Genomic DNA, 12,026 nt, shown 5'->3' on the forward strand with positions numbered 1-12,026 from the left:
AGCTGAGCTGAGCTGAGCTGAGCTGAGCTGAGCTGAGCTGAGCTGAGCTGAGCTGAGCTGGGTTGAGCAGGACTGGGCAGGACTCGGCTGGGCTGAGCGGCGGCATCGGAAGCCGGTCTGGAAGCTGCGCTGAGCGTCGGCTGCTCGTTGCCGCGGTGCGGAGGCCAAGGGCTGCCGAGGGCGGACCGGGGCGAGCCGAAGGGGCCTTGGGACCGAGTCGAAGGGGCGGTTTCGGCATGGCGTCCGCAGATGTGGGCGTCATAGAGCCGGTCACCCGCACATATGCAGGTGACCGGCTCTCCTGCGCCCATATCTGTCGCGGCCGCCGCGGCAGACGGCCCCGGGTGTGCGTCCGGGGCGACCTTGTGGGTCTCGTCGGCGATGTCCCCGCCCCGGACGCGCATCTGGGACGACTCCTCGCGGCGGCCGCGCCCGTCGCTATCGTGAGGCGATGATCCGCCTCATCGCCCTCGATCCCTCCCGCCGCGCCGACTGGGCCGAGCTCATCGCCGCGTTCGACGGCGGTGCCGTGGACGGCTCCGGCTTCGACGCGGGCGAGGAGATCGATACCTCGGAGGCGGGGTTCGGCGCATACCTCGAGCATCGTCTGGGCGAGGCGGACACGGCGCGCGAACCCGCTCCCGGACGGGTGCACTGCACCGATCGCTGGATCGAGCAGGACGGTCGCCTCGTCGGCTTCCTCGCGATCCGTCACGCCCTGAACCGCTTCCTGTTCGACGTCGGCGGGCACATCGGCTACAGCGTGCGGCCCGACGCCCGCCTGCGCGGGGTCGCGACCGCGGCCCTCGCCGCCGGCGTCGAGGAGGCCCGCGCCCTCGGGATCGACCCCGTGCTCGTCACCTGCCGCGAGGACAACGAGGGATCGCGCCGCACGATCGAGGCCAACGGCGGGCGGCTCGACGGTGGCGGAGCAGACGGGCGGCTCGACGGCGGGGGAGAAAGCGGGAGTGACGGGATGCGCCGATACTGGATCGGCGCCGCGGCCCGCCCGACCCGGCCCGCGGCCTGACGGGACTAGCCTCATGCTCATGCGCTACGGATTCCTGGGCCCCGAGACCACATTCACCCATCAGGCGCTGCTCCAGGCCCTCGCGCAGACGCCGCGCACCCGCACCGCGGAGGATGCGCCCGAGCTGCGGCCGTTCCCGAGCGTCGCCGCCGCGACCACCGCCCTGGTCGAGGGCGAGATCGACGCGATCATGGCGCCCATCGAGAACTCGGTCGAGGGCGGGGTCTCCGGCACCCTCGACGTGCTCGCGGCGACCAAGCGCATCACGATCGTGGCCGAGCAGGTCGTGCCGATCACCTTCGTGCTCGCGGCCCGGCCGGGGACGGCGCTCGCCGACGTCCGCGCCGTCGCCTCCCATCCGCATGCGCAGGCCCAGGTGCAGGGGTGGATCCGCGCGCACCTGCCGAACGCCGCCGTCGAGCCGGCCTCGTCCACGGCCGCCGCCGCGCAGTCCCTCGCAGAGGCCTCCGAGGAGGAGGCGCACGGCCGCGCCGCGGTCTGCTCGCCCCTGGCCGCCGAGCACTTCGGGCTGGACATCCTGGCCCGCGGGATCGAGGACAACCGCGGTGCGCAGACCCGTTTCGTGCTCGTCACGCGCAACCACCGCATCCCCCCGCGCACCGGGGCCGACAAGACGACGCTGGTCGTGCACCTGGCGCATAACCGGGCGGGCGCCCTGCTGGAGATGCTCGAGCTGTTCAACGCCAACGGCGTGAACCTCTCGCGCATCGAGTCGCGGCCCATCGGCGACGCCCTGGGCCGCTATTCCTTCTCCCTCGACGTCGAGGGGCATCTCGAGGATCGGCGCGTGGCGGCGGCGCTGCGCTCGCTGCATCGGGTGTGCCCCGTCGTCCACTACCTCGGCTCCTATCCGCGGGCCGACGGCGTGCGCTCCACCGTGGCCGAGGCGACCGACGATGCCGCCTACGACGACGCCCGGGCCTGGGTGGACGCGCTGTCGGAGATGATCACGCCGGGGGAGTCCGCGGGGGAGTGACGGCGGGCGGGGCGTGACGACCCGCGGGGTGCGACCGGGGATGCTCGACCGAGTGCGAGGGCTGTCCGTGTGCCCGTGTCCCTGTGCGTCTGTGCGTCCGGCGCGCTGGCGTTCCACTGGCGGAAGGTGAGCGCGCCGAACGCGGGGTCGAGCCCGTCTCACTGTCACCGGGCCCGTCTCGCCGTCCTGGGCCCGGGCCTGTCCGCGTTCACTCGGAACATGGGGCCCCTCGCGGCGAAGCCGTGCGTTCCAGCCCAGCATTGGTACCCCCGGGGGTATGCTTGCCTCGACCTGTTGATCGATCGGCGCGGCCCCGGGGCCCGTCGGAGGAGGAGGCCGACATGTGTCGTCCCGTCACCTGCAAGACCTGCGGCAAGACCACCTGGGCCGGTTGCGGCAACCACATCGATGCGGTGCGCAAGAGCGTGCCGGCCTCGCAGTGGTGCGACGGCAAGCACGCCGACGGCGCCGGTGCGAGCGCGGGCAGCGCCCCCAAGCAGGGCTTCCTCCAGCGCATCCTGGGACGCTGAGCGTGCAGCTCGAGGCCGATGAGCTCGCCGGAGCCGTGGCCCGCCTCAAGCGGGCCCAGGGCCAGATCGGCGGGATCCTGCGGATGATCGAGGAGGGGCGCGACTGCGCCGACGTGGTCACCCAGCTCGCGGCCGTCTCGAGCGCGATCGACCGCGCCGGCTTCGCGATCATCGCCACCGGGCTGCAGCACTGCCTGGCCGAGGCGGACGCCGACGAGCGCGAGCGCACCCTGGCGCAGATGGAGAAGCTCTTCCTCTCCCTCGCCTGAGCGGCGGCCCCCTGCCGGCTCGGGCACCGCGAGCCCAGTGCGATGCCGTGCCGGGCTGGACGCGGTTGGAGCGCACGCGGTCCCCCATGCGCGGTCCCCCATGCGAGGCGTCTCAGGTGCGCTCTTGGTCCTGCGGGTGCTCACGCGGTGTCAGGCGTCCTGCGGCACCCGCAGGCGCAGCGAGGCGGGCTCGACCCACGCCGTGATGTGCGTGGCCTCGCGGTCCGGGTCCCCGTCGTACTGCACGGGCAGGGGCTTGCCCGAGACGATCTCCACGCGCGAGACGAGGAAGCGCTCGACCGTGGTGGTGCGCGGCGTCTGCACCCTCATGCGCGGCGTCACGAGCTGGGCGATGATCTGTCCCAGCCCGGCCGCGCCGCGCCAGCCGAGCGCGAGGACCTCGAGGCGCCCGTTGTCGATCTCCGCGTCGGGCATGAGCACGATCCCGCCGGGCAGCTTGCCCACATTGCCGATCAGCACGGTGCGCGCGAGCATCGTGCGGCGCGTCCCTCCCGGCAGGGTGATGTGGACGTCCTGCGAGCGCCCCGCCACGTACTTCGCGCCCGCGACCACGTACGCCATCCAGCCGATGCGGCGCTTCATCGTCGGACTGGTGGCGCCCATGATCTCCGCGTCCGCCCCGAATCCCGCCATCACCAGGAAGATCTCCGGGCGGGCGATCTCGAGCTCCTGCGGCGTGCGGCCCGAGCGCATCCAGCCGACGTCCGCCATGCGGTCGCGGCCGTGGAGGGCCACCTTGAGCGCCCCGGCGACATCCTCGAGGGGGACGTCGAGGTTGCGGGCCAGCAGGTTGCCGGTGCCCACGGGCAGTACGGCCATGGTTGTGTCCGTGCCCGCGAGGGCCGCGGCCACCGTGCGCACCGTCCCGTCGCCGCCGGCGGCGATCACGAGGTCGGCGCCGTCGCGGACCGCCTGCAGCGCCTGCCCGTAGCCGGGATCCTCGCGCGTGGTCTCGTAGAAGCGCGCCTGGCTGCCCTCGAAGCGCTCGATGCTCTGGTGCAGGTACTCGCGGTAGCGCTCGGGATCGGCGTGCTTGGAGGGGTTCAGGACGACGGCGATGTGGGGGAGGTGCGCGCCCTCGGCGGCCGCATCGGACTCCGTCGGCTCATCGTCGTCGGCGCCCGCCGCGCCCGCCGCGTTCGTCGCACGGGCGGGGGCTGCGTCCGGCGTCGCGGTCGATGCGGCGCGGGCGCCCGCCCGGGTGCGTCGGTCGATGTCGCGCAGCGTGGCCCGGTCTGTGCCCTGGCGGTGCAGGACGGCGCCGAGCATCACGAGCGCGATGAGGGTCAGCGCGCACGAGACGAGCGGGAGGATCAGGGCCGCATCCATGCCGACAGGATAGTTCCCCGCTCCGACGGACGGACGGGGTGCGCGTCGACCGGACGGTTCGCGGGCCGAGAGCAGAGTCCCGGGCATGGTCGCCGACGGGACGATGTCCGCTGGCGCTTCGCTGGCGTTGCGCCGATGACTGCCTGGAACCGGTGCCCCCGTGCCGACGCCTCGTCCGTCGGAGGCGCCCGGTACCCTGGGGCGCATGATCGATCTGCGGCTCCTGCGCGAGAATCCCGATGTCGTCCGCGACTCCTTGACGGCGCGCCGTCGCGACCCCTCCGCGGTGGACGCCGTGCTCGAGGCCGACGCCCGCTGGCGCGAGGCCACCACCGCCTTCGAGTCCGCGCGCGCCGAGCAGAAGTCCTTCGGCAAGAAGGTCGCCGCCGCCCAGGGCGAGGAGAAGCAGGCGCTGCTGGCGCAGGTCAAGCAGCTGTCCCAGGACGTCAAGCGCCTCGAGGCGCAGACGGCGGAGGACGCCGCCGCCCGCGATGCCGCCCTGCGCGCCATCCCCAACATCGCCGAGGGCGCCCCCGCCGGTCTCGAGGAGGACTTCGAGACCCGCGAGACCGTCGGCGAGACCCCGGCGTTCGAGTTCGAGGTCAAGGACCACCTCGAGGTCGCCGAGGGACTGCGCGCGATCGACATGCAGCGCGGAGCGAAGGTGTCCGGTGCCCGCTTCTACTTCCTGCGCGGCGTGGGCGCCGAGCTCGAGCTCGCGCTGACCAACGCGGCGATCGCCAAGGCCACCGCCAACGGCTTCACCCTCATGATCACGCCCACGCTCGTGCTGCCCGAGACCATGGACGGCACCGGCTTCCTCGGCGAGCACGCCGATGAGGTGTACCACCTCGACAAGGGCGACGACCTCTACCTCGTCGGCACCAGCGAGGTGGCCCTGGCCGGCTATCACCGCGACGAGGTGATCGACGTGTCCGAGGGGCCCGTGCGCTACGTCGGCTACTCCAGCTGCTACCGCCGCGAGGCCGGCAGCTACGGCAAGGACACCCGCGGGATCATCCGCGTCCACCAGTTCAACAAGGTGGAGATGTTCAGCTACTGCAGCGTCGAGGAGTCCTACGCGGAGCACGAGCGCCTGCTCGGCTACGAGAAGGAGATGATGGCGCTCATCGACGTTCCCTACCGGATCATCGACACCGCCGCCGGGGATCTCGGCACGAGCGCCGCCCGCAAGTTCGACTGCGAGGCGTGGATGCCCAGCCAGGACACGTACCGCGAGCTGACCTCGACCTCGAACTGCACGCAGTTCCAGGCGCGACGCCTGAACATCCGCGAGCGCACCGCCGAGGGCCTGCGTCCCGTCGCCACGCTCAACGGCACGCTCGCGACCACGCGCTTCATCGCGGCGATCCTCGAGAACCACCAGCTCCCCGACGGCTCCGTCGTCGTGCCCGAGGGCCTGCGCCCGTTCCTGGGCGGACGCGAGGTCTTCGAGCCCGTCGACCGATGAGCCCGGACGAGGGCGCTGAGGGCACCGGCGAGCACCGCGCGGACGAGGGCGCCGAGGTCACGTCGACGCATGGTGCGCCCGAGGGCGCTGGGAGCAATCCGACGGACGACGCGGGCGAGCGCGCTGACGACACGTCGACGCAGGGGGCGGGCAAGGGTGCCCCAGCGCCCGACGACAAGCGCGTCGGCCGCCTGCGCCGCTCCCTCGCACGCCTGCGTCGGGCATCGTTCACGCGGGCGTCACGCGGACAGGGCACCGTGGGCGCCATGACCGCAGCCACCGCCACCTCGACCGACCTCGATCCCGCTCTCCGCGACCGCATCCGCGCCGCCGTGGGGGACAGGGGGGAGCGCGAGGTCCTCATCGGCCTCGACGTCGACGGCACCCTCGTGGACCACCACGGGATGATGACCGAGCGCATGCACCGCACGCTGCAGCGCGCCGCCGAGAAGCACCACGTCGTCATCGCGACGGGCCGCTCCATCGGGGCCACCCTGCCGATCGTCCGCGCCGCGGGCGTGACGCGCGGCTTCGCCGTCTGCTCCAACGGCGGCGTGACGCTGCAGATCGACGCCGAGGCCCGCGACGGCTTCCGCGTGGTCGACGTGCAGTCATTCCAGCCCGGCGCCGCGCTCGCCGCGCTGCGCGAGGTCGCACCCCGGGCCGGATTCGCCCTCGAGGCCCCCGACGGGTCGTTCTTCTCCACCGGCGAGTTCCAGGACAACAGCTTCGGCGTGCGCGCGACGCCCACCCCGTTCGACGAGCTCACGCAGATGGAGGCGGTGCGCGTCGTCGTCCACGACCCGGCGCTGTCCGCCGAGGAGTTCAGCGAGATCGTCCGCTCCGCCGGCGTCCACGGCGTCGAGTACGCCATCGGCACCACCGCCTGGCTCGACATGGCCGCGCCCGGCGTCTCCAAGGCGACCGCGCTCGAGGCCATCCGCGAGCGCCTGGACATCCCCGAGGGCGACACCGTGACCGTGGGCGACGGCTTCAACGACGTCGAGATGCTCCGCTGGGCAGGCGTCGGCTTCGCGATGGGACAGGCCCTGGACGGCGTGGCCGAGGCCGCGGACCTGCGCACCGGCACCGTCTGGGAGGATGGCACCGCCGAGGTGCTCGAGGCTCTCGGCGCCTGACCCGCGCCGGTACGCCGGGTCCGTCACGATCCGGGCAGGGCTCGTCGTCCCGCGTGGTCGCGCCTCAGCGCTTCCCGTCCACCGTCAGGACCGCCTTGCCCACGTGACCGCCCGCGCGCAGGATCGCGTGGGCGTCGGCGGCCTGCTCGAGCGGCAGCACCGCATGGACCGGCACGCGGATGCGTCTGGCCTCGACCAGCGGCCACACCCGCTCGCGCGTCGCCGCGAGGATCCGCGCCTTGTCCTCGATCCCGCGGGAGCGCAGCGTCGTGCCGATCACGCGGGCGCGACGCGCCATGAGGCGCCCCAGGTCCAGCTCGCCCACCGGCCCGCCGATCGTGCCGATCACCACCAGGCGCCCGTGCTCGCGGAGCATCCGCACGTTGTCCCCGAGGGCCGGACCGCCGACGACATCGAGGATCACGTCGGCCCCGCCCGCCTCGCGGACGGCGGCGACCACGTCCGTGGTGCGACGGTTCCAGGCGAGCTCCGCGCCCAGCTCGCGGGCGGTCGCGACCGCGTCGTCGGAGCCGACGGTCGCGAGCACGCGGGCGCCGAGCGCCGAGGCGTACTGCAGCGCGAACGCCCCGATCCCGCCCGTGCCCCCGTGGACCAGCAGCGTCTCGCCCGCGGTCAGGCCGGCCTCGAGCGTCAGGTTCGAGACGACGGTCGCGGCGACCTCGACGAGCCCCGCGGCGGTCACGAGGTCCATGCCCGCGGGGACGGGCAGCAGGTGGGATTCGTGGACGGCGACGGTGTGGGCGTACCCGCCGCCCGCCAGCAGCGCGACCACGGCCTCGCCGGTGTCGCGGCGGTGGCCGGACACCTCCAGTCCCGGCAGCTCCGAGGCGCCCGGAGGCGGCGGATAGTGCCCCGCGACCTGCGCGAGGTCCGCGCGGTTGACGCCCGAGGCCGCTACATCGACCAGCACCTCGCCCGGTCCCGGGACGGGCTCGGGGACGTCGACGGGCATGAGGCGGTGGTCGTCCGTGATGGTCATCGCGCGCATGGACGCCAGGCTACGCGGCAGGTGAGCGCGGCCCGACGGGGTGGCTGCTGTGCGCGCGGGGTCAGTCGATGTCGCGCAGGTGCATGCCGCGCTCGACGGTCCCGGCGTCCCCGGCGCCGAGCGTGCGGTGCGCGATCGCCCACCGGTAGGGGACGGCGCCCGACGCCGCCGCGGCCGTGGTGTCGGCGTCGATGAGGGCCAGGGCAGCGGCCTCACGCGACGGGTGGAGCGAGACATGCTGGATCCCCTCGCGGGAGTGGACGATCAGCACCCATGCCTCGTCGACGGGGCTCACGCCCGGTCGCTGCGGCTCCTCGTCGGCCGGCGACGACAGGTGCGCTCCGTCTGCGTCGTCGGGCGCTCCGTCGCGCGTGGTCCCGGCGTCGAGCGCGGCGCGGGGCCCTGTTGCTTCTGCCCGGGTGGAAGCCAGCTGTGCCGGCGGCCGCGACAGCGACCGGGCGAGCGCGTTGCCCGGCGTGCAACCCAGACGGTCCACGACCTCCTCCCGGGTTGCCGCGAGGTCCATGTCGATGATGCGCTCGGCCAGCTCCTGCTCGCGCACGCCGGTATCGGCGCTGATCCGCGGCAGGCGCGGCTCCCCATCGGCCCAGGCGGTGCGCAGGAGGTCGTCCAGGGCGGCGTCGAGGAACGGCAGGTCCCGGAACTCGTGCCATGCCCGTGCGTGGCGATGCCATGCGAAGGAAGGGTCGGAACAGACGCGCTCGCGCAGCTCGGCCATGGTCTCGGTGTCGAGTCGCCCCAGCACCATGTCCTCGGGGGTGCTCACCAGGTACTTCGCCCGTGCACGCACGGCACCGGTGGTGCGTCCGAGGCGGCCGGCGAGGGCATCGTCGTCGAGGCCCTCACGCAGCCCGGTGATGATCTGCGCGTAGTCGTCCTCGTGCCAGCTGCGTCCGTGGCGGTCGCGGTGCTCCTGCGGCATGGCTGCCCCCGGGGTATTGTGCGGAGGGGAGGTCCCGCCGCTCTCGTCGACTCTAGGCGCAAGGGCCGACCGACGAGATGGGGACAGCGGCGAAGAGCGCGGCAGAGCAGGCCGGGCGGTGGCCGGGCGGGGACGGTGCAGGAGATGGTGGAGTGCTGCAGGGCGGATAGAGAGGAGCTGCTGTCGGACCCGCGGACGACCTGGAGACGCCGGGTATCCTGGATCGGCCCGCTCCGGCGGGCCGGGAGGGTTGACAGAGCGGCCGAATGTGGTGGTCTTGAAAACCACTGTGCAGTGACCCTGTACCGCGGGTTCGAATCCCGCACCCTCCGCCGTGCTTCTGCTCCTCCCTGCGCCCTCTCCCGCTCGAGGTCCCCATGCTCGCTGCCCGACGCGCCGTCACCGCGCTCCTCGCCCCCGCCCTCGCCGCCGTGCTGATCCTGGCCGGGGCCGGGCCCGCCTCCGCGCGGGTGGACCGCACCGGCGTCTACTCGCTGTCCTACAGCTCCGACCTCGTCTACGCGTCGACCGCCTGCGACTGCTTCTACACCCTCGACTACGCGGGCTGGCGCGACCTCGGCTTCCCGGCGGCGCGGCGTGCCTCCAGCGACTTCGTGAAGTACCCGTGGTCGCCGTCGATCTACGCGGTGACGTACTTCGGTCCGGACCGGGACGACTGGATGTGGGAGAAGATCGAGTACGACGAGTGGACGCGGGCGGGCAAGCCGGCGCCGCGGATCGCCGGGTGGATCGAGGGCTCGTACTACTACCGGCTCGAGCTCAACAGCGACATCTTCGTCCTCGCCCCCGACGGCACCCGCCACCGCCTCACCCCGCAGGAGTGGGCCGCGGCCGGCTACCCGGCACCCGAGGTGCGGCGCAACGAGGGGCTGGTGAAGCTCTCCTGGTCGGGCGACATCCTCATGCTCACCGACGTCGCCGCCGGCCAGGGCTACAAGCTCAGCTACGGCGACTGGCGCGACCTGAGCTTCCCGACGCCGATGAGCGTCACCCGCATCAGCGGGGACCGCGTGTTCCGCTACGCGTCCTCGCCGGACATCTACTACCAGGGCGCCGGGATCACCGTGAAGCTCACCGGTGCGCAGTGGGCGGCGATGGGATACCCGAGCCCGCAGGTGATCTGAGGGGCGGGCTCCTGCGAGAACCGGTAGCCATGCGTGCAGACGGCCCTCGCAGGAGGAGCGTCTGCACGCATGGCTACCGGTTCTGTCAGCGGTGCCGCCGGAAGCGGGACTCCTGCGTGCATCTGCCGACCATATGGGCGCCGCCCGACCACAGGAGCCCCGTGTCCTGATCCGGCGTCCGGCCGAAAGGCCCGTTCGACCCGCCCGCAGCGGACGTACCGTGAAGCGCATCACGCCACGGCAGAGCGGCCCGGCCCGGGTCCGCCGCGCGCGTGCCCTGCCGAGGAGGAACACCATGGAGATCACCGCCGTCGTCGCCGACCACACGGGAGCCGAGCTCGCCGTCGAGACCCTCGAGCTCGCCAACCCAGCCCGGGCGAGGTGCTCGTCCGCCTCGTCGCCACCGGCGTCTGCCACACCGACACCATCACCCGTCACGGCGACCTCCCGCTGCCACTGCCCGGCGTGCTCGGGCACGAGGGCGCGGGTGTCGTCGAGAAGCTCGGCGAGGGCGTCGACCGGCTCGCCGTCGGCGATCACGTCGTCATGGGCTGGGCCTCCTGCGGGAGCTGCCGCAACTGCCGGCGCGGCGAGCCCAAGTACTGCGACCTGCTCGGCCCCGCCGTCGGCGCGGGAGTGCGGTTCATGGGCCCGAACGCCGGGACCAGCGCCTACTCGCGCCCCGACGGCACCCCTGTCTCGGGCCACTTCTTCGGGCAGTCGTCCTTCGCCACCTACTCGATCGCGCTCGCGAGCTCGCTGGTGAAGGTCGATGCGGATCTCCCCCTCGAGATCCTCGGGCCGCTCGCCTGCGGGCTCAGCACGGGGGCCGGCGCGATCATGAACACCGCGAAGCCCCAGGCCGGGGACGCCGTCGTGGTGTTCGGCGTCGGCGCCGTCGGACTCGCCGCGATCATGGCCGCCCGCAACTCGCCCACCGCGGCGATCGGCCTCTACCGGCAGGGGCGCTTCCCGTTCGACGAGCTGGCGCGGATGTACGAGCTCGCGGACGTCGAGCAGGCGATCGCCGACAGCGTCTCGGGCGAGGTGATCAAGCCGGTCCTGCGGATCTCGGAGGTCTGAGGCGGGCTCGCCGACAGCCGCCCGTCACGAGCGGCCCCCGCCCGTCACGAGCGGCCCGTCACCGCCTCCGGAACCGCTCCTGCGGCGTCGCGGAGAGCGCCTCGCGCCCGTGCGGGGCGTCCCATCCCGACTGGTCGGGCCCCTTGGGGATGATGCCGTAGGCGCTGGTGACGCCCTGGGAGCCGAAGTACCCCTCCTTGATGGCCTGGAAGTCGGTCGTGGAGCCGAAGCCGGGGGTCTGGTACAGGTCGCGCGCGTACACCCACAGGTGCTCGAAGTCCACGAGGCGCTGCCGGTTGGCCTTGAAGCCGCCGTAGTAGGCGGCGTCGAAGCGGGCGAGCGTGACGTACAGGCGCACGTCGGCGTCGGTGATGTGGTCGCCGAACAGGAAGCGCCGGGTGGCCAGGCGCTCCTCGAGCTCGTCGAGACCGGCGAACAGGGCGTCGTAGGCCGCGTCGTACGCCTCCTGCCCGGTCGCGAAGCCGCACTTGTAGACCCCGTTGTTCACGGTGTCGAACAGCCAGGTGCTCAGGGCGTCGATCTCGCCTCGCAGCTCCTCGGGGTAGAGGTCGGGGGCGTCCGGCGCGTGCAGCGTCCGCCAGGCGGTCTCGAACTGGGTGGACAGGTGGTGGTAGTCGTTCGTGACGACCTTGCCGGTGGTGACGTCGACCACGGCGGGGACGGTCGCGCGCCGGTCGTAGTCGGGGTCCGCGGCCCGGTAGGCGTCCATGAGGAACTCGATGCCGAGCACGGGGTCGACGCCGCCCTCGTCGAGGGAGAAGTTCCAGCCGCGATCGTCGCGGCGCGGGTTCACGATGCCCACGGAGATGGCGTCCTGCAGCCCCAGCACCTCGCGGACGATCAGCTGGCGGTGCGCCCACGGGCAGATGAGGGCGGCGATCAGGCGGTAGCGGCCGGCCTCGACGGGCAGCTCGCCGGGCCCGTCGCCGAACGGCGTCGTGAAGGCGTTGGTCTGGCGGGAGAACCCGCCCTTCCCGTCGGTCTCGGTCGTGGTCTCGGGGATCTCTCCCCGGGCCGATGCGGCGGTGTCGGTCATGCG

12 protein-coding genes and 1 tRNA gene are annotated in these 12,026 nt (G+C 73.0%); 9 read left to right on the plus strand and 4 right to left on the minus strand.

Annotated features, from left to right (window positions below):
- Positions 1-451: 451 nt before the first annotated feature.
- The 4 genes from FM110_RS11675 (at position 452) to FM110_RS11690 (ending at position 2,826) form a co-directional block, all read left to right on the plus strand.
- Positions 452-1,030 (plus strand): GNAT family N-acetyltransferase, encoded by a 579-nt coding sequence (locus FM110_RS11675; RefSeq protein ID WP_087104934.1) that lies wholly within the window; start codon positions 452-454, stop codon positions 1,028-1,030.
- A 19-nt stretch (positions 1,031-1,049) separates the two neighbouring features.
- The gene (gene pheA, locus FM110_RS11680) at positions 1,050-2,027 is read left to right on the plus strand and encodes a prephenate dehydratase (protein WP_087104980.1); all 978 of its coding nucleotides are present in this window, start codon (positions 1,050-1,052) and stop codon (positions 2,025-2,027) included.
- Between the two features lie 341 nt (positions 2,028-2,368).
- Positions 2,369-2,557: a hypothetical protein gene (locus tag FM110_RS11685; protein ID WP_087104935.1), complete on the plus strand. Its 189-nt coding sequence runs from the start codon at positions 2,369-2,371 to the stop codon at positions 2,555-2,557.
- A gap of 2 nt (positions 2,558-2,559) precedes the next feature.
- Complete coding sequence (locus FM110_RS11690) at positions 2,560-2,826, plus strand: metal-sensitive transcriptional regulator (protein WP_200810237.1); 267 nt, start codon at positions 2,560-2,562, stop codon at positions 2,824-2,826.
- Positions 2,827-2,976: 150 nt separating this feature from the next.
- Here FM110_RS11690 and FM110_RS11695 read toward each other — a convergent pair whose 3' ends face one another.
- Positions 2,977-4,176, minus strand: coding sequence for a diacylglycerol/lipid kinase family protein (locus FM110_RS11695; protein ID WP_087104936.1), 1,200 nt, complete (start codon positions 4,174-4,176; stop codon positions 2,977-2,979).
- A 205-nt stretch (positions 4,177-4,381) separates the two neighbouring features.
- Between FM110_RS11695 and serS the strand changes: the two genes are divergently transcribed.
- Positions 4,382-5,647 carry a serine--tRNA ligase gene (gene serS, locus FM110_RS11700; protein ID WP_087104937.1) on the plus strand — a complete coding sequence of 422 codons (1,266 nt, stop codon included), beginning with the start codon at positions 4,382-4,384 and terminating at the stop codon, positions 5,645-5,647.
- Positions 5,644-6,786: an HAD family hydrolase gene (locus tag FM110_RS11705; RefSeq protein ID WP_234992398.1), complete on the plus strand. Its 1,143-nt coding sequence runs from the start codon at positions 5,644-5,646 to the stop codon at positions 6,784-6,786. The genes serS and FM110_RS11705 overlap by 4 nt, the downstream gene beginning before the upstream one ends.
- Positions 6,787-6,850: 64 nt before the next feature.
- Here the strand turns inward: FM110_RS11705 and FM110_RS11710 are convergent, their stop codons facing one another.
- Entirely contained in the window at positions 6,851-7,795 is a 945-nt protein-coding gene (locus FM110_RS11710; RefSeq protein WP_087104938.1) for an NAD(P)H-quinone oxidoreductase, read from the minus strand.
- A gap of 61 nt (positions 7,796-7,856) precedes the next feature.
- Positions 7,857-8,738: a hypothetical protein gene (locus FM110_RS11715; protein WP_087104939.1), complete on the minus strand. Its 882-nt coding sequence runs from the start codon at positions 8,736-8,738 to the stop codon at positions 7,857-7,859.
- A 244-nt stretch (positions 8,739-8,982) separates the two neighbouring features.
- On the opposite strand from FM110_RS11715, the gene FM110_RS11720 reads away from it, so the two are divergent.
- The 3 genes from FM110_RS11720 to FM110_RS11730 all read left to right on the plus strand — a co-directional run bounded on the left by FM110_RS11720 (position 8,983) and on the right by FM110_RS11730 (position 10,966).
- A tRNA-Ser gene (locus FM110_RS11720) sits at positions 8,983-9,070 on the plus strand.
- 45 nt (positions 9,071-9,115) lie between these two features.
- A complete protein-coding gene (locus FM110_RS11725; RefSeq protein WP_087104940.1) occupies positions 9,116-9,883 on the plus strand; it encodes a hypothetical protein in 768 nt (255 codons plus the stop codon).
- 381 nt (positions 9,884-10,264) lie between these two features.
- A complete protein-coding gene (locus FM110_RS11730; RefSeq protein WP_234992400.1) occupies positions 10,265-10,966 on the plus strand; it encodes an alcohol dehydrogenase catalytic domain-containing protein in 702 nt (233 codons plus the stop codon).
- Positions 10,967-11,024: 58 nt separating this feature from the next.
- Here the strand turns inward: FM110_RS11730 and FM110_RS11735 are convergent, their stop codons facing one another.
- Positions 11,025-12,023 carry a glutathione S-transferase family protein gene (locus FM110_RS11735; RefSeq protein WP_087104941.1) on the minus strand — a complete coding sequence of 333 codons (999 nt, stop codon included), beginning with the start codon at positions 12,021-12,023 and terminating at the stop codon, positions 11,025-11,027.
- Between the last annotated feature and the right edge of the window lie 3 nt (positions 12,024-12,026).

This window comes from Brachybacterium nesterenkovii (assembly GCF_900163655.1).
In the GTDB taxonomy this organism is placed as follows: Bacteria; Actinomycetota; Actinomycetes; order Actinomycetales; family Dermabacteraceae; genus Brachybacterium; species Brachybacterium nesterenkovii.